This is a genomic window from Mycoavidus sp. SF9855 (genome assembly GCF_024582735.1).
GTDB lineage: Bacteria > Pseudomonadota > Gammaproteobacteria > Burkholderiales > Burkholderiaceae > Mycoavidus.
The window spans coordinates 2,116,562-2,138,542 of record NZ_CP102085.1 but is presented as its reverse complement, the minus strand read 5'-3'; the positions used below and the strand labels follow the sequence as shown (position 1 = coordinate 2,138,542).

Below are 21,981 nucleotides of genomic sequence, written 5' to 3'. Positions count from 1 at the left end.
AAGGTAGAGTGCAGCTTAGCCGACGAATGCCCGTTCAACCACGTAATGGCCAGGTTGCGAATGGGTACCTTCGGTAAACCCCATTTCTTTAAGCAAGGCGCGCGTATCCTTGAGCATATGCGGGCTGCCACATAGCATTAAACGGTCATGTTCAATGGAGAAGGGGGGTAACCCCACATCCTCAAAGAGCTTGCCTTCTTGAATTAAATCCGTAATACGGCCACGATTGTGGAAAGACTCGCGTGTGACCGTTGGATAATAGACCAGTTGATCTCGAATCAGCTGGCCAATATGTTCATCTTGCGGCAACGACTGGGTAATGTATTCTTTGTAAGCCAATTCATCGATAAAGCGGCAAGTGTGAGTTAGCACAATGCGTTTATAGCGGCTGTAGATCTCAGGGTCCTTAATAATGCTCATGAACGGCGCCAGACCTGTGCCGGTTGATAATAACCAGAGGGTAGAGCCGGGCAATAGAGAATCAGCAATCAGCGTCCCTGTTGATTTTTTGCTGATATAAACTGAATCGCCCACTTGTACATGTTGCAAGCGTGAAGTCAGCGGGCCATCTTGCACTTTAATTGAAAGAAACTCTAAGGTTTCTTCATAGTTGGCGCTGGCCATGCTGTAGGCGCGCACCAGGGGCTTGTTGTCAACTTCAAGGCCTACTAGAGTGAATTGACCATTATCAAAACGAAAAGAGAGATCACGCGTACAGGTGAAGCTGAAAAGCGTGTCGGTCCAATGGTGGATACTTAATACAGTTTGTTGGGTCAGATTGCTCATGATAAATCGGTCGCGGATAACAACAAATAGCCCCTCAAGTGGGCTAAGCTTCATTCTACTCTCAATTGAAAATAAGAGTGATTCTCGTTTCCTAAAATTGCGTTTTTATCTCTATTTTTTCTGCCTAGCGTGCGCCGAGCGGCTCAAGGCGCAAGCGCGCAATGTAAGGCAAGTGGTCTGATAACCAAGCCGCTTTGGCGGCGGGTACGAGTTCGACGGGGGTGAGTTCACGTACGAACATTTTGTCGAGCGCTAAGGCTGGCGAAAAAGCGGGAAATGTTTTTGCCGCTTGCCCGAGCGTCATAGCGACTTCGCTTAGACCCAGAGCATTAAAAATAGGAACCGAATCGCTTTGCCAGTCATTAAAGTCGCCAGCGAGAATTAAGGGACCGGTAGGCGCCTCGCGCGTAATCCAATGAGCGACCCATTCCATTTGCCGCAAGCGCGCAGCACGGGTAAGGGCCAGATGCACGCACAGTAAGATGATTGGGCGTTGGTTGATGGTCATCCGTGCGACTAATAGTCCACGCTGTTCAAAGCGATGGGCGGAAATGTCCCATCGTCCGCCTGGAGCCAGTGGGTAAGGGGACAGAATGGCATTGCCGTGTCGCCACGAGGTTCTGTGCACATTAGGTCCGAGTGCGAGATGCAGTTGTAAGCTGGTTGAGATCTCAGTCGCATGGCAGTGCCAATTTTCATCTGCGGTGGCGATTTTAGCTTTGCTCCGCTCGGCTGTCGGCCTTGGCGCAGATAGGCGTCGCGCCATTGTTTCTTGCAAAAAATAAATGTCGGCAGGGGTGAGTTGCAGCCAGCGCTGCATCGCGTGCCATGTTTGAAACCCAAGTGGCGAGCGACCTTTGTGTAGATTCCAGCTGACTGCAATGAGCTCATGTGGGTCGCGTGACGCCGTGCGTAAAATTGCTGGAGATTTCATGAGTGGCTAAGGCGAGCCCGCAGTCGATAAACGAGCATGGGGTTGCGCGGCAGAATTTGCCAGGTGGCCCATGCGTTAAAGGGCACCACGAGTCTCGGATGGCTCGCATTGACGATACGAGGAGATGCGGGCGATGCGCAGTTCAGTAAGGCAGATGCGCTTGGTTTTTCGAGGGTTTCACGGGTCTCAAGAGCAAAGGTTACAGCCTGGTCCGTGAGAGTATCAGGCGTGATGATAATGGTGCGGGCCAATTCGATGGCGGCTTGATCGCAACCCAGCGCAGGGCTAACTAGATAGCGGTTGGTTTCAGTATGCGATTGACCAAGGGGGGTTTGGCCGGCCAAACTGGCAACCTGCCGACCCTCTTGCATAATGTGCAATTCCCACTGCACGATGGGGGTTGACGGCTGGGCCCACGCTGGCAGGCTAGCCCAAGAAAACAAGCTCAGCACGCTTGCAATCAGCATTTTAAGGGACAAACGATACATGAAATTCCTTTTTACTGGACGTTGAGCTGTGGCTAAAGCTGACATCTGCAAATAATCAATAAGATTACTATGGGATGCTTCACTTTGCAGCGACTGGCATGTCACAATAGTAACAGTAACTTAGTAATAAAAAGTTTTGTAAATGTCTTAAGTATCCACACTCACCTGTTATATCTAGCGCTACCCGCGATTGCCGCTGAGCAGGTGGTCAAGATTGGCCATGTTGCCCCGCTCACAGGTGGGATCGCCCATCTTGGCAAAAATAATGAGAACGGCGCCCGCTTAGCGGTTGAAGAAATTAATGCTAAGGGTTTGCTGATCTAACCAAAAGTCTGGGCGGCACATAAATTTATGGCTTGTGTGCGGCTCAAAATAATGTGGTTGTGATAAACCGGATATAATAGGCGCTGGGTTGTAGATAGTCAGGTTGGGCGGAAGCTCAAAATATTTTTATTATTTTTGTAAATTTAAATTAAAATTTTCGCAATTGTCTTCGGACGAGCAAGGCTTCTAGATGTGATCTAAGCCAGTATAAAAAAGCAAGAGGAATGAAGTTGTTTTTATTTTAAATTAATTAAAAATGAGTCGCCACGCGATTCGCGCTAACTAGCACGTCAGTTGATGAACTTAATGAAGTTCATTGGTCGTAAAATTAATAAAAAATATTCATTTTTCTTTGCAAGCGCAAAATTACTCTGTATTATTTACGTGCCTCATTAATAACTTGAACTGCGGGACTCATAAAAAAGTCTCAAGGTTCGCATTTTAACTTTGTGAAGGAAAGACGTATGTCTTCATATGAAGAATTGCTTGCTCAACAAGCAAAACTTGAAAAACAAATCGAAGAAGCTAAAGCCCGGGAATGTGCTGCGGTCATCGACGAGATAAAGAAAAAGATTGCTATTTTTGGCATTACACTCGATGAACTGGGTTTTAGTAAAAAAGAACTCAGCCTGAGAAAAGCGATGGCAGGCAAGCTACGTGTGCGCACACGCGTGGCGCCTAAATACCGCGATCCACAGACGGGTGTTACATGGTCAGGCCGTGGCAAACCGCCTAAATGGATTGTTGGTCAGGATCGTGCTTCGTATCTGATTTAAAGCTTGCTTGGGTTTTGTCAAAAATTTAAGTGGTGGAGGTATCCCAATTTTTTGCTGGAGGCCTCCACGCTATAAATTTTGCCGTGGCTTAATGTGCTAAGTCAAAATGTATGTTCTGCTGCTGGAAATGTCCCCGTTTTGACCTCGCGCACATAAGCTTCGACGGCGGCGTGCAAAATAGGCTGATTTGACGTTCGTGGCGTTTGTTCGCAGACAAAATTTTTCGCAAAACGCGGGCGTTTGCCTGCGGATATCCCTAACAAATCGTGCAATACCAATACTTGCCCTGAGCAGTCAGCGCCGGCTCCAATGCCAATGGTCGGAATTGTCAGGGCCTGGGTTAATTGCGTGCCAAGCAAGGCAGGTACTGCCTCAATCACCAGCAATTGTGCGCCAGCTTGTTGCAGGGCTTTCGCATCGCGCAGCAATTGTTCGGCGGCTAGATCAGTTTTTCCTTGTACCTTGAAGCCACCCAAGGCGTGTACTGATTGCGGTGTTAAGCCTATATGGGCGCACACTGGAATTGAGCGTTCAACCAAAAAACGCACCGTATCGGCCAACCATATCCCCCCTTCGAGTTTAACCATTTGAGCGCCTGCGCGCATCAGCGTAGCTGCATTGGTAAACGCATCGCTTGGCGTAGCGTAACTGCCAAAGGGTAAATCGGCAACAATTAATGCTGCCGGCTTGCTACGTGCAACGCACGCTGTGTGATAAGCGATATCGGCAACGGTGACCGGGAGTGTCGTGGCGTGGCCCTGGATGACATTGCCTAAAGAGTCCCCAATCAGTAACGCGTCGATTCCTGCCTGGTCGAGGAGGGCGGCAAAGCTCGCGTCATAACAGGTGAGTACAGCGATTTTTTCGCCATTCTCGCGCATGACTTGTAGGCGCGGTACGGTAATGGCTTTGCGGGAGACTTCTTGGAGATAGTTCATATCGGGTCTGCGAATAAAAGTTGAGCCAGAAAAAGCGGTGTTGGCCAGGTGAAACTTGCTTCAGTTTTTGTCTCGGACCTGATCAATTCGTTGTGATGCAACCATGGGCAAAAATGCATCGGCTCGACCGAGCTGTGGAATTTCAACTTCAGCATCAAGTTCAAGCAGTGGTACCAGCACGAATGCGCGCTCGGTCAAACGCGGATGTGGAATAATTAGTCTAGCTTCGTTAATCGACAGTTGGTCGTACAGCAAAATGTCGATATCAAGCGTACGTGGAGCGTTACGGTAAGAGCGCGTGCGGCCAAAATAGCTTTCGCCCGCCGCGCATCGCGCGAGTAGTTGGAATGGCGAGAGCGTCGTTTCGATCGCCAGCACGCAGTTGTAATAATCATTGCCGCAGGCTTCTACCGGCGCGCTCCGATAGAAGCTAGATTGGGCGCGCACGGCGACAGCCGTTTGCTGTGCTAGCCAGGAGATGGCGGCGTGTAAGGTTTGGCTCGCAGCGCCAAGATTTGCGCCCAGACCGAGATAAGCAATCGCCATGGGTATCTTTTTTCAGCTAGACTCTGTGGGCGTTTTAAGCGTTAATTTGTCCTCATTCTGAGAGGCTTGGGGTTTTGCCCGACCTCGTCTGCGGCGGCGTGAGGAGCGTTCATGCTCACCTTCTGAGAGCAGTGTTTCGCGCTGACTGGCATCGGCTGCAATGAAAGCAGTCCACCATTGCCCCACAGTGGCATCGAGTTCGCCCGCTTCGCAACGTAATAGCAGAAAATCATAAGCCGCCCTAAAACGTGGGTGCTCGAGCAATTTGAATGCGCTGTGGCCACGTTTCTCAAGACGAGGCTGTAGGCCCCAAATTTCTTTCATATCTCCAATGTGGCGTCGTTGAATCGCCAATTTTTTCATTTGTACATAGAGCGTTTCATCCATCGCGTGGTGGAGCGCCGGAATCGGGTATTCGTTTGCGGCTATATATTTTTGCCAACGCTCGTGTACTTCATGCCATAACAACGCCGCAAATAGAAAGCTAGACGATACAAACTTGCCAGCACGAATACGTTCATCTGTATTATCGAGCGCAAGCGTAATAAATTTTTCGCTTTGCGGCTGCGCGAGAGCCGTATCGAGCATGGGCAATAAATCATGGTGCAGCCCCTCGGTGCGTAGTTGGCGTAAACAGGTCAGAGCTTGGCCGCATAAGAGCAATTTGAGCATTTCATCAAACAGCCGAGCACTCGGCACATTGCGGACTAACTCGGCGAGGGCGCGGATAGGTTGCCGTGTGGTTGCTTCGATCTCAAAGCCTAGCTTAGCTGCAAAGCGCATAATGCGCAGCATCCGAACGGGATCTTCACGGTAGCGAGTAGCCGGATCGCCAATTATGCGCAGGAGCCGGGCGCGAATATCTGCCATGCCATTATGATAATCGAGCACAGTTTGCGCCGTTGGATCATAGTACATGGCATTGATGGTGAAATCGCGCCGCGCTGCATCTTCGTGCTGTTGCCCCCAGATGTTGTCGCGCAAAACGCGTCCGCTCGCATCGATTGCATGGGGGCGATGGTCTAACTCATTGCGCCGCGCGCGTGGTCCTTGGCGTACCGGCAAGTCAGTGCTAGCTGGGTCTGGCGGGACACTGGCTGCGCCAAGACTGGCACGAAAAGTCGAAACCTCAATAATTTCTTGTCCAAACGGTACATGAACAATTTGAAAGCGCCGGCCAATTAAGCGCGCGCGGCGAAAGAGCTTTTGCACTTGTTCAGGCGTGGCATCGGTCGCCACATCAAAATCTTTCGGAGCAAAACCCAGTAGCAAGTCGCGTACTGCGCCGCCGACGATAAACGCCCGATAACCCGCTTGCTGTAATGTGCTGGTTACGCGTATTGCATGGCGTGAAATCAATGCTGGATCTATTTGGTGTACACGGACAGGCACGTTCACCGGCTGTTTTTTATGAGCGGCTTGTTTAGTAGCGTGGCTCGAGGTGGGCAATTCAGACTGGCCCAGCAGTTTGCGGATAAATTTTCTAATCACGGGGTTTTGAACAATTCTAAAATACGCCAGCCTTTTGACTGTGCATGAGCACGCAATTTGTCATCTGGGTTAGTCGCGATAGGAATGCTGACTTTTTCGAGCAGCGGGATGTCGTTGTGTGAATCGCTATAAAAATAGCTTTGTTTAAAGCTCGCCCAATTTTTATCAAGCGACTGTAGCCAAGCTTCGGTACGGATGATTTTTCCTTCGCGATAACTTGGCACGCCATCAATCTCACCCGTATACTCAGCAGTTGGATCATTATTGACGGTCGCGGGCTCTGGTGCGATTAAATGATCGATGCCGAATGCGCGAGCGATAGGCGCCGTGATAAAGCTATTCGTCGCCGTCACCATGCAGCATACATCGCCTGCAATCTGATGACGTTGGACCAGTTCAAAAGCAGCCGGTCGCAGTGCGGGGGTAATCACTTCTTGCATAAATTGCGTGCGCCAAGCGGCTAATTGCGCGCGCGGGTAGCGCGCCAGTGGCGCTAGCGTGCTACGTAGATAGGCGTAGATATCGAGCTGGCCTGCTAGGTAATCGGCGTAGAAACGCTCGCTCTCACGCGTAAAATGCGCTGTATCGACTAGACCGAGGCGCGCCGCAAAGCAGCCCCATTCATAATCGCTATCAGTCGGAATCAACGTATGGTCGAGATCAAATAGGACAAGGTTTGTCATAACTGGCATTTTACTCGAAGCGCAGGGGCGCGGTGAGAGCCGCCACTTTCTCATTAAGTAACATGGTGCGTAATAGGGGTAGGGTGATTGGCCGCTGTTGTTCTAAAGAAAAACGGTCAAGGGCATCAAGCAAGCCGATGAGGGTTGGCATATCGCGTCTAAAATGCGTGAGCAGATAAGGCGGCACCTCGGCGGTGAGCGTGATGCCGCGCGCTTGGGCGGCGCTTATTAGCGCTTCAAGTTTACCCGCATCATCAAGTGCTATAAGCTGGTAGACAAGCCCCCAGCCAAGCCGAGTGCGCAAATCTTCGCGTATCTTGAGCGAGCGCGGTGGCACCTGACCTGTGGCAATAAAAGCGCTATTTGAATGCGCCTTGATTTCATTAAACAGATTGAAGGCGGCAATTTGCTGCACGGGCGAGAGCGCATCGCAATCATCAATCGCATACAGGGCCAAGGCCGGATCGAATTCAAACGCGGCCAGTGCCGCCCATGGCCCGGCAAGGCGTGCGCGGCCGGCGCCTGCGCGATGACAAAGCGCATGCAGTAAATGGCTGCGCCCACTCCCGACTTCACCCCAAAGATAAAACGAACGATCGGTGGCATTGCCGTTTGCCAGGGTTTCATTAAGCGTGGCAAACTGCGTCACAAGTTCAGTATTTGCACCGGTGATGAAGTTATCGAAAGTAGCGCTAGGCGGGCCACCGAAATCAAGCAATAGCTGACGAGACACAAATATAAAAGTGATGCAAAAAATAAAAATGGAGATAAAAACCCGCAATCCATTATGCTGGAGCGAGAACATCGGTTAAAATCCCTATTCTACCGGACTTCTCAAAACCTCTTTCCGCTGTATTAAATGGACTCATCAAATTTTGCCACTAGGCCTGCTGGCTTGACCTATAAAGAGTCAGGTGTTGATATGGAAGCGGGCGATGCGCTCGTTGAACGCATTAAACCGTTTGCCAAGCGCACGTTACGTCCGGGTGTACTGGCCGGGCTGGGGGGCTTTGGCGGACTTTTTGAGGTCCCCAAAAAATATCGCGAACCGGTATTGGTGTCAGGCACCGATGGCGTGGGGACTAAGCTTAAACTGGCTTTTCAGCTGAATCGGCACGACACCATTGGACAAGATTTGGTTGCCATGAGTGTGAACGATATTCTCGCACAAGGGGCCGAGCCACTTTTTTTCCTTGATTATTTTGCCTGCGGCAAGCTCGATGTTGAGACGGCGGCCACGGTTGTGAACGGTATTGCGACCGGTTGTGAGCTTGCAGGGTGCGCGTTGATCGGCGGCGAGACGGCGGAAATGCCGGAAATGTATCCGGCGGGCGAATACGATTTAGCCGGTTTTGCCGTGGGAGCCGTCGAAAAAAGCAGAATTATTGACGGTCATACCATTGCGGCAGGCGATGTGGTGATTGGCCTTGCCTCAAGCGGTATCCACTCAAACGGGTATTCTTTGGTGCGCCGGATTATCCAGCATGCACAGCCTGATCTGGCGAGCAATCTTGATGGCCGCTCATTGGCTGACGCACTGATGGCGCCGACGCGCATTTATGTTAAGCCGGTGCTTGCTTTGCTTGAGAAAATGACGATCAACGGCATCGCCCATATCACCGGCGGTGGTTTGCTTGAAAATATCCCAAGAATGTTGGCAGATTCTTTATGCGCTGAGCTTGATCATCGCGCTTGGCCGCTGCCGCCTTTATTTAGCTGGCTAGCTGAGCATGGTGGTGTTGCAGATGACGAAATGCATCGTGTTTTTAACTGCGGCATTGGGATGGTGTTAGTCGTATCGGCGGACAGTGCGCAAGCAGCGCTTGCTCAGCTTTCAGCCGCCGGCGAAACGGCCTGGTGCATCGGTACGATTCGTGCACGTGGTGAGGGCGAAGCGCAAACGATTGTTGTTTAACGCTGGGTTAGCAATTTTAAGAGGGCTGGGTTAACAAAGATTTTTTCTCGGCCTGCTTTAATTTCATGCAATAAGCCGATATGACAAAGTTGCTTTAGATAAGCCGAGGCAGTTTGTCTTTGCGCGATGCCGGCTTCAATCACATTGGCAATGCGGCAATAAGGTTGCACGAAAATAAGCTCAGTCAACTCGCGGCTGTAAATCTGTGGTGCCTCTAAGCGCATCCAAATGGCCGTTTCGTCAATTAACACCTTGATCGATTTAATCAGATCAGTGGTCCATTGAGCGGTTTGAGTCACTGCCTCCAGCATAAAAAGAATCCATTCTTCCCAGCGTTGTTCAGTGGTGACCGCGAGGAGTAAACGGTAATAGGTTTCTTTAGCGGCAATGATTGCGCGCGACAAATACAGAACTGGGATTTCCAGTAAACCCTGATCGACTAAATACAATAAATTCAGCACGCGGCCGGTGCGGCCGTTGCCATCGATAAATGGGTGGATGGCTTCAAATTGATAATGGCCGATTGCCATTCGAATAAGTGGATCGATCTCATCCGCTTCATGCAAAAATCGTTCCCAATTAGCCAGTTTATCTCGAATCACTGTCTCGCCTACTGGTGGCGTATAGATAACTGTGCCATTCTTATCGTTCATCAGCGCTGTACCTGGGGTGCGCCGGATATCCAAATCAACACCCTTGATGGTGCGGCACACTTGCACGGCGGTGGCGATACTAAAGGGTCGTTGCGCCAAACTCTGAAAACCTTCATACAAAGCAGTACGATAGCGCAGAGCCTCTTTAGTGGACGGGTCCGCCTGAAGCGTGTGTTCATTAGCAAACTGAAAGAGCCGGTCAGTCGTGGTGACAATATTTTCAATTTCTGAACTTGACTGAGCCTCAAGCAGCGGAATACTGTTAATCAACACAGCCTGGTTTGGAATCAATTCACCCGCTTGTTTGAGCTGGGCTAATGTCGCGCGGGCCGTAATACAAGCCTTTAGAATCGTTTTAGATTCAATCTCTGCACGCGGGGGCAGGGAGGGCAGCGCATTATAGGGGGTCAGCGGATCGAATATCATATGTCGATTTTATCGCATTTCATCGACATATAAATCAGATATGTTTAAAGGATCGACATATTTAACTATTAACTGTCCTACGCCAAATACGCATTGCAGTGGTTATGACTTGTGCGCTGACATCAGGTGCGCAACAATCAATGATCAGGCGTTTGTCTATTGCACGCAACCAGGTTAATTGCCGTTTACAGAGTTGACGCGTAGCAGACACGCCTTGTTCGAGCATGGTGGCCTGATTGATCTTACCCTCGAGGTATTGCCAGACCTGACGATAGCCCACGCAGCGCATTGCAGGTAAATCTGGATGCAAGTCGTCGCGCGCCCGTAAGCGTGTCACTTCAGCGACAAATCCAGCTTCAAGCATGGCGTCAAAACGTGCCGCAATCCGTTTATGTAATACGCTCCGGTCAGAGGGTTCAAGGGCAATTGGCGCATAATCATAAAGCGACGGTGCCTGGTTTTGAGTAGCCAGTAACTGAGACATTGGCAGCCCACTGAGCGTCCATACTTCGAGTGCGCGTTGAATGCGCTGAGCATCATTCGGTGCAAGCTTTGCGGCGAGCGCAGGATCACAGGCGGCAAGGCGCGCGTGTAAGACGGGCCAGCCATCACGGGCAGCTTCCTGGTCAAGCGTTGCACGCACCTGAGGGTCAGCAGCTGGCAAGGTGGCGAGTCCTTCGGTAAGGGCCTTGTAATACAGCATGGTCCCGCCAACTAATAATGGGATTGCTCCGCGCGCGTAAATTTCGCCAATTAAGCGTTGTGCATCCGCCCTGAAACAGGCGGCAGAATAGGTCTGAGCCGGGTCGAGAATATCAACCAGATGATGCGTGACAATGGCGCGCTCGGCTAGAGTAGGTTTGGCCGTGCCAATATCTAGCTCGCGATAGACTAAAGCCGAGTCGACACTGATGATTTCAATCGGTGCGTGTTTGGCTAGGGCGAGCGCTGCCGCAGTCTTACCGGAGGCAGTTGGGCCGAGCAGGCAGACTACGGGCGGAGAGGGTGGTTTAGCTTGGCGCGTAGCGGTTGAGTTCATTGCCCGCGCATAAAGAGCCGATCGAGATCGGCTAGAGAGAGTTGATACCAGGTGGGCCGTCCGTGATTACATTGATTGGCGCGCTCGGTAGTTTCCATTTGGCGCAGCAAGCCATTCATTTCATCAAGCGTTAGGCGTTGGTTTGCCCGCACAGCATGGTGGCAGGCCATCGTGCCGAGCAGTTCGTTTTGATGCTCAAGCAGCACCTGTGAGCCACCGTAAGTCTGAAGATCATGCAGCACTGCACGCGCGAGTGCGGATAAATCAGCGTTTTTCAGAAGCGCGGGGACAGCCCGAATAGCAAGCGTGGTCGGGGATTGAATGGCGATATCAAAACCAAGCGCTAAAAGCGTATCTTGATTTTCTTCGACGGCGCCAATTTCAATCTCGCTAGCCGGTATAGACAATGGAATCAAGAGCGGTTGCACGGCGATCGAATGTTCAGCCAGCGCGGTTTTGAACTGCTCATAGACAACTCTTTCATGAGCCGCATGCATATCAACCAACACTAGGCCACTTTTGTTTTGTGCCAGGATGTAAATAGTGTGCAGTTGACCGACCGCAAAGCCAAGCGGGTGATCTTCTTTGCCAAAAGCGGTTGCAGGAAGTTCTGTTGTGGGTGGAGCTTGAGTGCTTACCGGCTCAGCAGACTTGGTTAGATGTGCTGTGCTTAAATCGGCAGCGGCATGGTTGGACTCTGGATCTGCCAAAGGAGCGGGCGTCGCCGCAGTGTGCTTTTCGTCGCGCGTCGTATTGGGGGCGGTTTCACGCCGGCCAAAGAGTGCATCATAGACAGCAAAAGGTTGTTCAACCTTGGTTTGCATTGGCAATGTGCCTTGTCGCATCCGTGCTTGCGGTAGCCAGCGTGTATTTGCCTCAAGCTCACTTGAGGTAGTTAAGCTGCTAAGCGGCGTAAGATGCGCGGAGTGACCGCCCGCGGTGGTGGGTTGGGAAATGCCTGCGTGCTGTGCGAGTGTGCGTTGCACCGCATGAAAGACAAATTGATGAATTGCGCGAGAATCACGGAACCGGACTTCGATTTTAGAGGGGTGTACATTGACATCGACGCTTTCGGGCGGGACCTCAAGCAGCAACACATAGGCTGGATGGCGCTCTCCATGTAGTACATCTTCATAGGCAGCGCGCACGGCGTGTGTGAGCAGTTTGTCACGAACAAAGCGGCCATTGACGAAAAAATATTGTTGATCAGCTCGCCCACGGCTGGCCGTAGGTAACCCAACAAAACCGCTCAAAGCAATTGGACCCGCTTGCTCTTCAAGCGGTAAATGGGCGAGTGAAAAAGCTTCGCCAAGGATTTTGCTGACCCGCAGGGTTGCATCACCCGCATTCCAATGCTCGACAGCGCGGCCATTATGGTGCACTGAAATAGCGATTTCTGGCCGCGCCAACGCTGCCCGGCGGATAACATCTAAGCAATGACCAAACTCGGTTTGCTCGCTTTTTAAAAATTTGCGGCGAGCCGGCGTATTAAAGTACAGCTCGCGCACCTCAATTGAGGTACCCACCCCGCCGGCGGCTGGGGCTAGTGCGCCGGTCTCCCCATCAATTGAAGTCGCATGTGGCGCGTCAGCGGTACGGCTCGTGAGCAACACCTGCGCCACCGATGCGATCGAAGCTAAGGCTTCACCGCGAAAACCTAGCGTGCAAACGGCTTCGAGTTCTGCCAGCGAGTGAATCTTACTGGTGGCATGGCGCATTAACGCAAGCGGCAGCTCGTCAGGCGCGATACCGCTGCCATCATCCACAATCGCAATACGCTTTACGCCGCCGGCTTCAAGTGTAATACGCAGTGAGCGAGCACCGGCATCAAATGCATTTTCAATCAACTCTTTGACCACCGATGCGGGCCGCTCAACGACCTCGCCTGCTGCAATTTGGCTGATTAATTGATCGGGTAGTGGTTGGATAGAGCGTGGATGGTTTGTTGTCATAGCAATGGTGCGGCGAAGATGTTGAATAATTGAATTATAAATTGTCTGTGCTTATAGGGGCTAAATAGAAGCGTATGTAAAATTCAGAAAAAATCTATGCGGTGCGCCAGCAGAGTAGTCAGAGAGTAAAGAGTCCGGGTTTTCTGATCGTGAGGACAGAGCGAGTCACATTATCCCGCTTTAACTCCGGTATGATTGCTCATTTTAGGACGTCAGGAGAAATCGTTGGAAACCGTATTGCATTTTGCTGAAATGTTGCTCCATATCGATCGTTTTTTGGGAATTTTTATCCAGCAATACGGTGAATGGATTTATGTTGTGCTGTTTTTGATTGTGTTTTGCGAAACCGGGTTAGTGGTTTTTCCGTTTTTGCCGGGCGATTCTTTGCTTTTTGTCGGCGGGGCGTTTTGCGCGATGGGTGCAATGTCGCTGCCGGTTTTAATTGCGTTGCTGCTGCTTGCCGCCATACTGGGCAACACGCTGAATTACCGGATCGGTCGTTATCTCGGACCCAAGGTATTTGAGTCCGACTGGCGTTGGCTTGATCGCGCAGCACTGCTGAAAACTCAGCATTTCTATCAACGGCATGGTGGTAAGACCATTGTATTGGCGCGTTTTCTTCCCGTTGTGCGGACCTTTGCGCCGTTTGTGGCGGGTATCTCTGAAATGCGTGCCACCCGCTTTCAATGGTTCAATATATCTGGTGCGTTGCTATGGGTGTTAAGCCTGGTGCTGGCGGGTTACTTCTTTGGTAATTTGCCATTTGTTAAGCAATACTTGAATGTGATTGTGCTGGTGGGCGTGGCGACAGCAGCGGTGCCGGTGTTAGTCGGCGGGCTTTGGCAATGGGCGCGGCGCAAGTCTTAAGGCGCTTAAAGCATCTTGCTTTTGGCGAGTGGCGGATTGGCTGCAAAATAACGCTTAATGCCGCTCAAAATCGCCTTTGCCATTTGCTCGCGATAGGCGGGGCTATTCAGTTTAGCCTCTTCTTCCGGGTTACTGATAAAAGCGGTTTCCACCAGCACTGACGGGATATCTGGCGCTTTTAATACGGCAAAGCTGGCTTGTTCGACAGCGCGCTTATGGAGTTTATTAATCCGTCCGATTTCATTCAGCACATAATTGCCATAGCGCATGCTGTCGTTAATTTGTGCCGTGGTCGACATATCCAGCAGCGCGTGCGATATCGTTTTATCTTGCGTTTTAATATTCACGCCACCGATCAAATCGGAGGCGTTTTCTTTATTGGCAATCCATTTTGCAGTGGTGCTTGAGGCGCCATGATTGGAGAGCGCAAAGACAGATGACCCGTGTGCCTTTGGAGTGATGAAGGCATCTGCGTGAATTGAGATAAATAAATCTGCTTCAACCCGGCGCGCTTTTTGCACACGGACATGCAGAGGCACAAAATGATCATCGTCGCGCGTCATCATCGCACGCATATTCGGCAAGGCATCAATTTTTGTCCGTAGCCGGCGTGCAATATCGAGCACAACATGTTTTTCGTAGGTGCCTTTTTTGCCGATCGCGCCAGGATCTTCGCCGCCATGACCCGGGTCAATGGCAATCGTTAGCAGGCGCACGGTGTGCGCTTTAGCAGGGGCAGGTTTACTTAGGCCGTATACATCATCGCTGGCATGCACGGAGGGCGCTCGCGCTGTCGTACTGGTGGCGTCCGATGTTTTGGTTTGCGCGCGTTGATCTAAAGCCTCTGTTGGAGCGGAGTCTGCTTTTGCAAAGCGCTCAAAAAAAGCGTCGCTTGGATCGATGATAGTAGGGGGTTGCGGTCCGCTGAGTGCTGGTGGGGTATTGTGTGCACTCACCATGGCCTTGGCTTCGGTTTTAGCCAGTAAATCAAGCAGTGGATCGGGGGGGACGGCTGGATATAAATCGAACACCAGCCGATGGCGATAGGTGCTAATGGGCGGTAGGGTGAATACTTGGGGCTTAGCGGCGTCTTTCAGATCAAGCACCAGCCGCACAACATTGGGGGCAAATTGACCTACGCGGACCTGTCGAATTTGCGGATCATTAGGCGTAATTTTTGCAACTAAATCTTTTAGGGTTACATCCAGTTCAAGGCCTTTGAAATCAACCACAATCCGGTCGGGCTCTTTTAATAGGTGAGAGGTGTAAGTGAGTGGTTGATCAGACTCAATGGTTAAACGAGTGTAATCTCGCGCAGGCCAGACGCGGACCGCAAGAATGGATGCTGCTTGTGCATATTTTGGTAATAGGCCTAGGACTAACACAGAAGCGCCTGCACGCAGGAGTTGACGCCGTCGCCAAATAGGGGGCGTGGCGGCAGTGGATTCGAGTGAACGAAAAGGTTTGATTAACATCGAGCGAGGCATTCTTGTCCAGTTTGGCTAAAAGCGCGTACCAGCAGGCGCCGCCCAGCGCCGGCGAGGTCAAGTGTAAACTCAAGATCGGGCATACCCAGTAAACTTCCTGCTTGTTGCGGCCATTCGATTAGATAAAGCGCGCGCAGATTGAAATATTCCCGAAACCCTGCATCAGCCCATTCGGTCGGATCGGTAAAACGGTAAAGATCAAAATGGACAATATTAAGAGGTAAATGAAAGCCTGAGTTAAGTGTTTGAGTTGCCCTCGACACTAGTTTGGCAACTTCAAGCGTGTAAGGCTCAACTAGCGTGTAAGTTGGGCTGCGCACTCGGCCAGTATAACCAAGTGCGCGCAAGGTAGCACGCACGAGCGCGGTTTTGCCCATGCCGAGTTCACCATAGAGGTGTACCTGTAGCCCTGGGAAATCCGTGGTGTACAGTGTCATCAGCGCGTGCGCGAAACTTTTGCCAAATCTCTCCGTGGCTGCCTCATCGGGCAGTTCAAATAGGCGCTCAAGCAAAGGTTCAGTTTTAGCTGAGGTAGCACGCATAGATACAATTTTCAGATGAATGCAAATTTAAATAATTTACCAGACAAAACCAATCAGGTCGCCGCCGCCATCAGTCCCCAACTCGAAACCGGCGCGCTTACTGAGCTTACGCAACGCATCAGAGTCTGGGCGCGTGAACTGGGCTTTAACGGATTGGGTATTGCTGATACCGATTTATCCGCCGCTGAGCCGGGTTTTTTGGCCTGGTTGACAGCAGGTTTTCACGGCGAAATGGATTATATGGCGAAACATCCCTCTCGGCGCATACAACCCGCTGAGTTGGTCGCAGGTACTGTGCGAGTGATTTCTGTGCGCATGGCTTATTTGCCAGCGCAGGCTGCGCTCAATCATCAACCGGAGTTAGCCCACCAACAACCGACCGATAAAAGCCTGGCAAGTTTTACCGCAGGGCCGGGTCCAGTACAGGCGGACTGGCGCGTGACCGAACATGCCCGGCTGGCCGATCCTACGCAGGCGGTTATTTCGATCTATGCACGTGGCCGAGATTATCATAAAGTGATGCGGAAGCGGCTGCAAAAGCTAACGGATCGGATTATGGCTGAAATTGGCCCCGTTGGTTACCGAGTATTTACAGATTCTGCCCCGGTATTTGAAGTCGCGCTGGCGCAAAAAGCGGGCCTCGGCTGGCGTGGTAAGCATACTTTATTATTACAGCGCGATGAAGGGTCATTATTTTTTCTGGGGGAAATTTATATCGATTTGCCCTTGCCGGTTGACCTGCCGCCACCAGAGCCGCCGAACATAGCAGATTCAAGCGGCCATCAACAGACAGAGAATGGTGCGTATTGCGGTCGTTGTACGCGGTGCATTGATGCCTGTCCAACGGGCGCGATTGTTGCGCCTTATCGGCTTGATGCGCGTCTGTGTATTTCTTATCTGACGATTGAATTAAAAGGCAGTATTCCAGAACCTCTGCGGCCCTTATTGGGTAATCGCGTGTATGGCTGCGATGACTGTCAATTAGTTTGCCCATGGAATAAATTTGCTAGCCCAAGCAGCGTGGGTGATTTTGACGTGCGCAATAAATTAGACCAGGCGTCATTAATTGAACTTTTTAACTGGAGTGAGTCTGAATTTGAGATGCGGCTTGCCGGCAGTGCCATACGCAGAATTGGGCATCAACGCTGGCTACGCAATCTGGCTGTTGGTTTGGGCAATGCCCGGCGTGCGGCGTGGGCGGCCGGCCGTCATTTGGAGCATAGACAATTGACCGAGGCGCTGCAACAGCGTGTGCAGGATTCGTCGGTTTTGGTGCGCGAGCATGTGCAGTGGGCGTTAGGCCAGTGAAAAAGGCTAAAAAATCTTATTGAGTGCCGAGGCTGCGCTGATTATAGCGGCAGTTATAAGGCCGTGTTTGATGGTTAAATTAAGCCCGAATTTTTCCAATTTAGAGTCAAAGCGTTCCGCCATTAAATCCATGTCTTTGCGTAGTGTTTCATGCTTGGTATCCATGTCTTTACGCAGGGATTCATGCTTGGTGTCCGTGTCTTTACGCAGGGATTCATGCTTGGTGTCCATGTCTTTACGCAGGGATTCATGCTTGATATCCATGTCTTTACGCAGGGATTCATGCTTGATATCCATATCTTTACGCAGGGATTCGTGTTTGACATCGATATCTTTGCGCAGACCATTAATTTCACACTGTAAATCTTCTTTAGTTGCGAGTTCTCGCAAATTATGATCGAAGATTTCGGCGAGTATTTCAACTCCAGCTTCTGCTTGAGCAGGTGAAGCGCCGATGCCTATGAGGCGTTTCACCAATTTTAGCGTATCGAAAGCGGTGACAAACATTGCGAGCTCCCTCAGTTCTTTAACGTTTAAGACTTGTGCCATTTTCTGTTCTATCCAATAGGGTGTAGCAAACCAACCTTAATTAACCTATATGGGTTAATTATAAACCATTTGTGAAGGATTACAAGCGATTTTTAGAAAGTTTAGATGGTGAATAAATGAGTGCAAGTTAAGGAGGACGCCGACAATAATTCTAAGCTTTTCTTCTTAGAGCAATCATTCGTGTCAATATGAGAGCCTAACGCTTTCTTGGGAAAATGCCTGATCAGTGGAGTTGCGTTAGATTCTCTGCCACGGTGCGATGAGTTTTGTTAAGCTTCTTTATATAGAAGTGCGCTTTACGTCTTATCGGTGCGTTGGGTGTCACAGTCTGTGCACTGAAAGGAGCGGTTAAATTAATGCATGCAATCTCTACGTTTAATGCTGTGTTTGCTACGCCATTTGGCAAAGTGGGTATCCGCACAGAGGCAAATGCGCTAAGTGAAATTGTGTACTTGCCCATCACAGCCCAGGAAATACCGCCCAATAATGCGCTTGCGCGGCGAGCAGTACGCCAAATCGAACGCTATCTTAAACAGCCTAGCGCTGCCTTTGATCTGCCGCTTGCCGAAGTGGGCAGCGTTTTCCAGCGCCGTGTATGGCAAGCGATTAGTGAAATTGCGCCGGGGACCGTGATGACTTATGGGCAGCTCGCGCGCGCCATTGGTAGTGCGCCGCGCGCGGTCGGGCAGGCGTGCGGCTCCAATTATTTTCCATTAGTGATTCCTTGCCACCGGGTGGTTGGCTCAACTGGCATCGGTGGCTTTGCGCATAATGGTGGCGATGGCTATTTCCGTACCGTGAAACGCTGGCTGCTAGCGCATGAAGGGGTTCATTATTGATTCAACCGAGCCTATTCTAAATAGCTTTATTTTATGACCGTGTATGACTTAGTTAGTGACCTAAATGTGCGGCGAACCGCCCATTTATGGCAAGGATGAAGCGCCCGTGATGACGATCAAATAGTGATGAACTCAGAGATCAAACCGCTGCCAGCCGACTCAATGGTTTTGAGCGCTAGTTTGGCTGCAATCGATACGTTTTGCGATGTTTTATGGCTTGAATATGGGCTGGCGAAAAATACGCTGGAGGCGTATCGGCGTGACCTACGGCTGTTTGCGGAGTGGCTGGCTGAGCACGAGGCAACCATGCTTGATCAAACTAGCGAGGCCCAGTTAAGCGCTTATATCGCTGCGCGCAGGGCAGATAAAGCGAGTTCTGCCAATCGGCGGCTCTCGGTCTTTCGACGCTATTGTGCTTGGGCTTTGCGCGAGCGCCGGCTGATGCTTGATCCTACCTTGAAAATCCGCATGGCCAAACAGCCCATGCGTTTTCCCTCGACTTTATCTGAGGCTCAAGTTGAAGCGCTGCTGGCGGCGCCGGATTTGACCACGCCGTTGGGTTTACGCGATAGAACCATGCTTGAGTTGATGTATGCAAGCGGTTTGCGCGTCTCTGAACTGGTTGGGCTCAAGACGGTAGACGTTAGTCTGAACGATGGGGTTGTGCGGGTCTTAGGCAAAGGCTCGAAAGAGCGGTTGGTGCCGTTTGGCGCAGAAGCGCAAGGCTGGATTGAGCACTATCTGCGCGCGGCGCGGCCCGTGCTATTGCAGGCCCGACCTGCTGCTGATGCGCTGTTTATTACTGTGCGCGGCGCGGGTATGACGCGTCAGCAGTTTTGGCACATCATTAAACACTATACGCATCTATCCGGGATTCATGCACCCTTGTCTCCCCATACATTGCGACATGCTTTTGCGACTCATTTGCTCAATCATGGTGCGGATTTGCGGGTTGTGCAACTGTTGCTGGGTCACGCCGATATTTCAACGACGCAGATTTACACGCATGTTGCACGTGAACGGTTGAGCGTGCTGCATGCATTGCATCATCCGCGCGGCTAACCTATGTCTGGCTGATGGGTTAATGGCTATAATTCAGTTTTTCGCGAGCCAATAGTTAAACGCATTGCAGTTGTCAGTCCTTTCTGCAATCCCTTCAATATTAAACAGGAAAATTCATGAGTTTCAATCACATTCCCGCCGGTAAAGACTTACCCACTGATTTCAATGTCATTATCGAAATTCCAGCGCAAAGCGAGCCGGTGAAATATGAGGCCGACAAAGAGTTCGGTTTGCTGGTGGTTGACCGTTTTATCGGCACGGGGATGCGTTATCCAGCGAATTATGGCTTTATTCCGCAAACGCTCTCAGGTGATGGCGACCCGGTTGATGTGCTGGTGCTGACACCTTTTCCTTTATTGGCGGGTTCGCTGGTCCGTGCCCGTGCGCTTGGCATGCTAAGAATGACGGACGAGTCGGGGGTGGATGCAAAATTAATTGCGGTCCCCGCCGATAAGGTTTGTCCAATGACCGCAGACCTTAAAACCATTGAAGATGTCCCGGCTTATTTAAAAGATCAAATTAAGCATTTTTTCGAGCACTATAAAGCGCTGGAAAAAGGCAAATGGGTCAAAGTGGAAGGCTGGCAAGGCTTGGATGCAGCGCACCGTGAAATTAGCGAAGGGGTGGCGAACTATCGTCAGTAAACAGCTGATGCAATGTACGCTTCAAGATCTTCCCTGTGGCGGCCGTGGGTAATGCTTTAAGCAGGCGGATTTCAGCCGGTTGCTTATACGGCGCCAGGCGCGTAGCGCACCAACTGGCGAAGGTTTGCGGCGTTGCGCAGATACCTGGTTTAAGCTCAACAAAGGCGATGATTTCTTCATCGCCTGATAGCGGCCGTCCAATTACTGCTGAATGCATGACATCTGGGTGACTATTTAAAACCTGTTCAATCTCAGCCGGATAAATATTAAAGCCGGAACGGATGATTAATTCTTTGCAGCGGCCAATGATATGTAATGCGTTGCTGGCATCCTGGCGGGCTAGATCGCCGGTTTTGAGCCAACCGTCAACCACCGCGGCCTGGGTTGCAATCGCATCACGGTAATAGCCAAGCATGACATTGGGGCCTCGTACCCATAATTCACCGACTTTACCCTGTTCGAGGATGGCCCCGTCGGCCGCGACAATCCGCACTTGCAGGCCTGGAATGGGTGGGCCAACTGAAGTATCGGCCGGCGGGGCATTCAGTCTGGTTTGTGCAATCGTTGGACTGCTTTCGGTCATGCCATAGCCGTTATGTAGCGGCATAGCGTAGAGCGCTTCAGCGCGCCTCTTAAGAGTGGCATCAAGCGGCGAGCCGCCTGAATAAACAAAGCGTAGCTGTGGCGTATGCCAGTGCTCGGGGTGCGCCTGTGCATATTCGATGAGTTTGGCGTGCATGGTTGGCACCCCTTGCAAAATCGTGATGCCCTCATGCGCTAGCGCATGGCAAACGGCTTCAGGCGAGAAGCGGGGGGCGAGCCGCAAGGCTGCGCCGGCGAATAATGTGCCGAGACAGACAGAGGCAAGTCCATACACATGCGAGACAGGTAGCACGGCATAGACGATGTCATTAGCCGTAACGTGACGGAGCGTGCTAGAGACTGCCGCAATAAAAAGTAAGTTGTGGTGCGACAGCATCACCCCTTTCGGGGCACCTGTTGTACCTGTCGTGTAGAGGAGTGCGGCGCACTGTTGCGAACAATCTGTAGTGGGGTTTGCTGCACTAGGCGCCGGGTCATGCGGTGTGAGCGAAGGGTTCAGGCCAAGAGGGCTGGCAGCGGCCTTTGAAAAAGCCAGTGCGCCAATGTCAAACGCTACACAGGAGGCGTTCCACGCGTGGTCGTGTTTAGCATGCTGTTGTGCCGAGGGAGAGGCCTCAGTCGTGTATACCGTCAGACACGGCTTTGCGTGAGCACGGATCTGCTCAATCTCAGCGCTGGTTAGCCTTGCATTAACGAGCAGTGGCCAGGCGTTGAGTCGGGTGGTCGCGAATATCAGTACAATCAACGCGATACAGTTTTCATTGATCATCATGACCCGATCGTTTGCCTGCACGCCCGCTAGGCGAAGTTGCTGCGCCATTGCATTGATGGCGTCACGCAAGTCCGCATAGCTCAGGCGGCGAGTATTTTCGATGAGTGCCGGCGCTGCCGGATGATGCTGCGCTATACGCTCAGGCAGCTCATCAATCCGCTGAGGCAAACTGGCGAGCAGAGCTTGGATCGACTCAGTCTTATCAAAGTCGCTTGGCGAGGGGTTATGCGTGCGCTGCATGAGGTGTGTAGTACTGGAGCATAAGTTGGCTGGATCAACCTCTAATGAGGCATTCCTAATAGTTTAGCAAATCGGTGCGGATGGCTTCGGTACAATAGTGTCCAATTCTATCCGAAG

At 51.3% G+C, this 21,981-nt stretch carries 22 protein-coding genes and 1 pseudogene; 8 read left to right on the top strand and 15 right to left on the bottom strand.

The features are described 5' to 3' along the window. Window positions 1-15: 15 nt before the first annotated feature. From NQD60_RS08645 to NQD60_RS08635, 3 genes are all read right to left on the bottom strand, one after another. Complete coding sequence (locus NQD60_RS08645) at window positions 16-786, bottom strand: ferredoxin--NADP reductase (RefSeq protein ID WP_257101305.1); 771 nt, start codon at window positions 784-786, stop codon at window positions 16-18. A 124-nt stretch (window positions 787-910) separates the two neighbouring features. Then, window positions 911-1,720 (bottom strand): endonuclease/exonuclease/phosphatase family protein, encoded by an 810-nt coding sequence (locus tag NQD60_RS08640; protein ID WP_257100491.1) that lies wholly within the window; start codon window positions 1,718-1,720, stop codon window positions 911-913. After that, on the bottom strand, window positions 1,717-2,208 hold the full coding sequence (locus tag NQD60_RS08635) for a hypothetical protein (RefSeq protein ID WP_257100490.1): 492 nt from the start codon (window positions 2,206-2,208) through the stop codon (window positions 1,717-1,719). Before NQD60_RS08635 ends, NQD60_RS08640 begins: the two co-directional genes overlap by 4 nt. Before the next feature lie 153 nt (window positions 2,209-2,361). On the opposite strand from NQD60_RS08635, the pseudogene NQD60_RS08630 reads away from it, so the two are divergent. Both NQD60_RS08630 and NQD60_RS08625 read left to right on the top strand, forming a co-directional pair. Continuing rightward, window positions 2,362-2,529: pseudogene (locus NQD60_RS08630) on the top strand (ABC transporter substrate-binding protein); the annotation flags it as partial. Window positions 2,530-2,996: 467 nt separating this feature from the next. After that, a complete protein-coding gene (locus NQD60_RS08625; RefSeq protein WP_257100489.1) occupies window positions 2,997-3,308 on the top strand; it encodes an H-NS histone family protein in 312 nt (103 codons plus the stop codon). A gap of 101 nt (window positions 3,309-3,409) precedes the next feature. Here the strand turns inward: NQD60_RS08625 and panB are convergent, their stop codons facing one another. Genes panB through hda form a run of 5 tightly spaced genes read right to left on the bottom strand, consistent with a single transcriptional unit; the run spans window position 3,410 to window position 7,705 of the window. After that, window positions 3,410-4,246, bottom strand: a complete 837-nt coding sequence (gene panB, locus NQD60_RS08620; protein ID WP_257100488.1) for a 3-methyl-2-oxobutanoate hydroxymethyltransferase — start codon at window positions 4,244-4,246, stop codon at window positions 3,410-3,412. A 60-nt stretch (window positions 4,247-4,306) separates the two neighbouring features. After that, entirely contained in the window at window positions 4,307-4,792 is a 486-nt protein-coding gene (gene folK, locus NQD60_RS08615; RefSeq protein ID WP_257100487.1) for a 2-amino-4-hydroxy-6-hydroxymethyldihydropteridine diphosphokinase, read from the bottom strand. A gap of 12 nt (window positions 4,793-4,804) precedes the next feature. Further along, a complete protein-coding gene (pcnB, locus tag NQD60_RS08610) occupies window positions 4,805-6,283 on the bottom strand; it encodes a polynucleotide adenylyltransferase PcnB (protein WP_257100486.1) in 1,479 nt (492 codons plus the stop codon). Continuing rightward, window positions 6,280-6,966: an HAD family phosphatase gene (locus tag NQD60_RS08605; protein WP_257100485.1), complete on the bottom strand. Its 687-nt coding sequence runs from the start codon at window positions 6,964-6,966 to the stop codon at window positions 6,280-6,282. The genes pcnB and NQD60_RS08605 overlap by 4 nt, the downstream gene beginning before the upstream one ends. 10 nt (window positions 6,967-6,976) lie before the next feature. Then, window positions 6,977-7,705 carry a DnaA regulatory inactivator Hda gene (gene hda, locus NQD60_RS08600; RefSeq protein WP_306438086.1) on the bottom strand — a complete coding sequence of 243 codons (729 nt, stop codon included), beginning with the start codon at window positions 7,703-7,705 and terminating at the stop codon, window positions 6,977-6,979. Window positions 7,706-7,825: 120 nt separating this feature from the next. On the opposite strand from hda, the gene purM reads away from it, so the two are divergent. Further along, window positions 7,826-8,881 (top strand): phosphoribosylformylglycinamidine cyclo-ligase, encoded by a 1,056-nt coding sequence (gene purM / locus NQD60_RS08595; protein ID WP_257100483.1) that lies wholly within the window; start codon window positions 7,826-7,828, stop codon window positions 8,879-8,881. Here purM and fic read toward each other — a convergent pair. The 3 genes from fic to mutL form a co-directional block, all read right to left on the bottom strand. Beyond that, entirely contained in the window at window positions 8,878-9,960 is a 1,083-nt protein-coding gene (fic, locus tag NQD60_RS08590; RefSeq protein ID WP_257100482.1) for a protein adenylyltransferase Fic, read from the bottom strand. The two genes, purM and fic, sit on opposite strands and share 4 nt — an antisense overlap. Window positions 9,961-10,021: 61 nt before the next feature. Continuing rightward, window positions 10,022-10,999 carry a tRNA (adenosine(37)-N6)-dimethylallyltransferase MiaA gene (gene miaA, locus NQD60_RS08585; protein WP_257100481.1) on the bottom strand — a complete coding sequence of 326 codons (978 nt, stop codon included), beginning with the start codon at window positions 10,997-10,999 and terminating at the stop codon, window positions 10,022-10,024. Continuing rightward, a complete protein-coding gene (mutL, locus tag NQD60_RS08580) occupies window positions 10,996-12,951 on the bottom strand; it encodes a DNA mismatch repair endonuclease MutL (RefSeq protein ID WP_257100480.1) in 1,956 nt (651 codons plus the stop codon). The genes miaA and mutL overlap by 4 nt, the downstream gene beginning before the upstream one ends. A 225-nt stretch (window positions 12,952-13,176) precedes the next feature. On the opposite strand from mutL, the gene NQD60_RS08575 reads away from it, so the two are divergent. After that, window positions 13,177-13,818: a VTT domain-containing protein gene (locus NQD60_RS08575; RefSeq protein ID WP_257100479.1), complete on the top strand. Its 642-nt coding sequence runs from the start codon at window positions 13,177-13,179 to the stop codon at window positions 13,816-13,818. A gap of 5 nt (window positions 13,819-13,823) precedes the next feature. On the opposite strand, the gene NQD60_RS08570 is transcribed toward NQD60_RS08575, so the two are convergent. Continuing rightward, window positions 13,824-15,305: an N-acetylmuramoyl-L-alanine amidase gene (locus NQD60_RS08570; RefSeq protein ID WP_257100478.1), complete on the bottom strand. Its 1,482-nt coding sequence runs from the start codon at window positions 15,303-15,305 to the stop codon at window positions 13,824-13,826. Continuing rightward, on the bottom strand, window positions 15,287-15,847 hold the full coding sequence (locus tag NQD60_RS08565) for a tRNA (adenosine(37)-N6)-threonylcarbamoyltransferase complex ATPase subunit type 1 TsaE (protein ID WP_257100477.1): 561 nt from the start codon (window positions 15,845-15,847) through the stop codon (window positions 15,287-15,289). The genes NQD60_RS08570 and NQD60_RS08565 overlap by 19 nt, the downstream gene beginning before the upstream one ends. 15 nt (window positions 15,848-15,862) lie before the next feature. Here NQD60_RS08565 and queG point away from each other — a divergent pair, with 15 nt between their 5' ends. Then, window positions 15,863-17,155, top strand: a complete 1,293-nt coding sequence (queG, locus tag NQD60_RS08560; protein WP_257100476.1) for a tRNA epoxyqueuosine(34) reductase QueG — start codon at window positions 15,863-15,865, stop codon at window positions 17,153-17,155. A 6-nt stretch (window positions 17,156-17,161) separates the two neighbouring features. On the opposite strand, the gene NQD60_RS08555 is transcribed toward queG, so the two are convergent. Continuing rightward, entirely contained in the window at window positions 17,162-17,662 is a 501-nt protein-coding gene (locus NQD60_RS08555) for a CCDC90 family protein (protein ID WP_257100475.1), read from the bottom strand. 398 nt (window positions 17,663-18,060) lie between these two features. Here NQD60_RS08555 and NQD60_RS08550 point away from each other — a divergent pair, with 398 nt between their 5' ends. From NQD60_RS08550 to ppa, 3 genes are all read left to right on the top strand, one after another. Continuing rightward, the gene (locus tag NQD60_RS08550; protein WP_257100474.1) at window positions 18,061-18,543 is read left to right on the top strand and encodes a methylated-DNA--[protein]-cysteine S-methyltransferase; all 483 of its coding nucleotides are present in this window, start codon (window positions 18,061-18,063) and stop codon (window positions 18,541-18,543) included. 126 nt (window positions 18,544-18,669) lie between these two features. Next, the gene (gene xerD / locus NQD60_RS08545; RefSeq protein WP_223692574.1) at window positions 18,670-19,605 is read left to right on the top strand and encodes a site-specific tyrosine recombinase XerD; all 936 of its coding nucleotides are present in this window, start codon (window positions 18,670-18,672) and stop codon (window positions 19,603-19,605) included. Between the two features lie 116 nt (window positions 19,606-19,721). Then, on the top strand, window positions 19,722-20,249 hold the full coding sequence (gene ppa / locus NQD60_RS08540; RefSeq protein ID WP_223692573.1) for an inorganic diphosphatase: 528 nt from the start codon (window positions 19,722-19,724) through the stop codon (window positions 20,247-20,249). Here ppa and NQD60_RS08535 read toward each other — a convergent pair. Beyond that, complete coding sequence (locus NQD60_RS08535; protein WP_257100473.1) at window positions 20,218-21,864, bottom strand: class I adenylate-forming enzyme family protein; 1,647 nt, start codon at window positions 21,862-21,864, stop codon at window positions 20,218-20,220. The genes ppa and NQD60_RS08535 overlap by 32 nt on opposite strands. Window positions 21,865-21,981 lie beyond the last annotated feature (117 nt).

Bases quoted from the DNA above. Each gene is read 5' to 3' on its own strand.
- NQD60_RS08645 (WP_257101305.1), bottom strand. From the start codon at position 786: ATGAGCAATCTGACCCAACAAACTGTATTAAGTATCCACCATTGGACC.
- NQD60_RS08640 (WP_257100491.1), bottom strand. From the start codon at position 1,720: ATGAAATCTCCAGCAATTTTACGCACGGCGTCACGCGACCCACATGAG.
- NQD60_RS08635 (WP_257100490.1), bottom strand. From the start codon at position 2,208: ATGTATCGTTTGTCCCTTAAAATGCTGATTGCAAGCGTGCTGAGCTTG.
- NQD60_RS08625 (WP_257100489.1), top strand. From the start codon at position 2,997: ATGTCTTCATATGAAGAATTGCTTGCTCAACAAGCAAAACTTGAAAAA.
- panB (WP_257100488.1), bottom strand. From the start codon at position 4,246: ATGAACTATCTCCAAGAAGTCTCCCGCAAAGCCATTACCGTACCGCGC.
- folK (WP_257100487.1), bottom strand. From the start codon at position 4,792: ATGGCGATTGCTTATCTCGGTCTGGGCGCAAATCTTGGCGCTGCGAGC.
- NQD60_RS08605 (WP_257100485.1), bottom strand. From the start codon at position 6,966: ATGACAAACCTTGTCCTATTTGATCTCGACCATACGTTGATTCCGACT.
- purM (WP_257100483.1), top strand. From the start codon at position 7,826: ATGGACTCATCAAATTTTGCCACTAGGCCTGCTGGCTTGACCTATAAA.
- fic (WP_257100482.1), bottom strand. From the start codon at position 9,960: ATGATATTCGATCCGCTGACCCCCTATAATGCGCTGCCCTCCCTGCCC.
- miaA (WP_257100481.1), bottom strand. From the start codon at position 10,999: ATGAACTCAACCGCTACGCGCCAAGCTAAACCACCCTCTCCGCCCGTA.
- mutL (WP_257100480.1), bottom strand. From the start codon at position 12,951: ATGACAACAAACCATCCACGCTCTATCCAACCACTACCCGATCAATTA.
- NQD60_RS08570 (WP_257100478.1), bottom strand. From the start codon at position 15,305: ATGCCTCGCTCGATGTTAATCAAACCTTTTCGTTCACTCGAATCCACT.
- NQD60_RS08565 (WP_257100477.1), bottom strand. From the start codon at position 15,847: ATGCGTGCTACCTCAGCTAAAACTGAACCTTTGCTTGAGCGCCTATTT.
- queG (WP_257100476.1), top strand. From the start codon at position 15,863: ATGAATGCAAATTTAAATAATTTACCAGACAAAACCAATCAGGTCGCC.
- NQD60_RS08555 (WP_257100475.1), bottom strand. From the start codon at position 17,662: ATGTTTGTCACCGCTTTCGATACGCTAAAATTGGTGAAACGCCTCATA.
- NQD60_RS08550 (WP_257100474.1), top strand. From the start codon at position 18,061: ATGCATGCAATCTCTACGTTTAATGCTGTGTTTGCTACGCCATTTGGC.
- xerD (WP_223692574.1), top strand. From the start codon at position 18,670: ATGAACTCAGAGATCAAACCGCTGCCAGCCGACTCAATGGTTTTGAGC.
- ppa (WP_223692573.1), top strand. From the start codon at position 19,722: ATGAGTTTCAATCACATTCCCGCCGGTAAAGACTTACCCACTGATTTC.
- NQD60_RS08535 (WP_257100473.1), bottom strand. From the start codon at position 21,864: ATGCAGCGCACGCATAACCCCTCGCCAAGCGACTTTGATAAGACTGAG.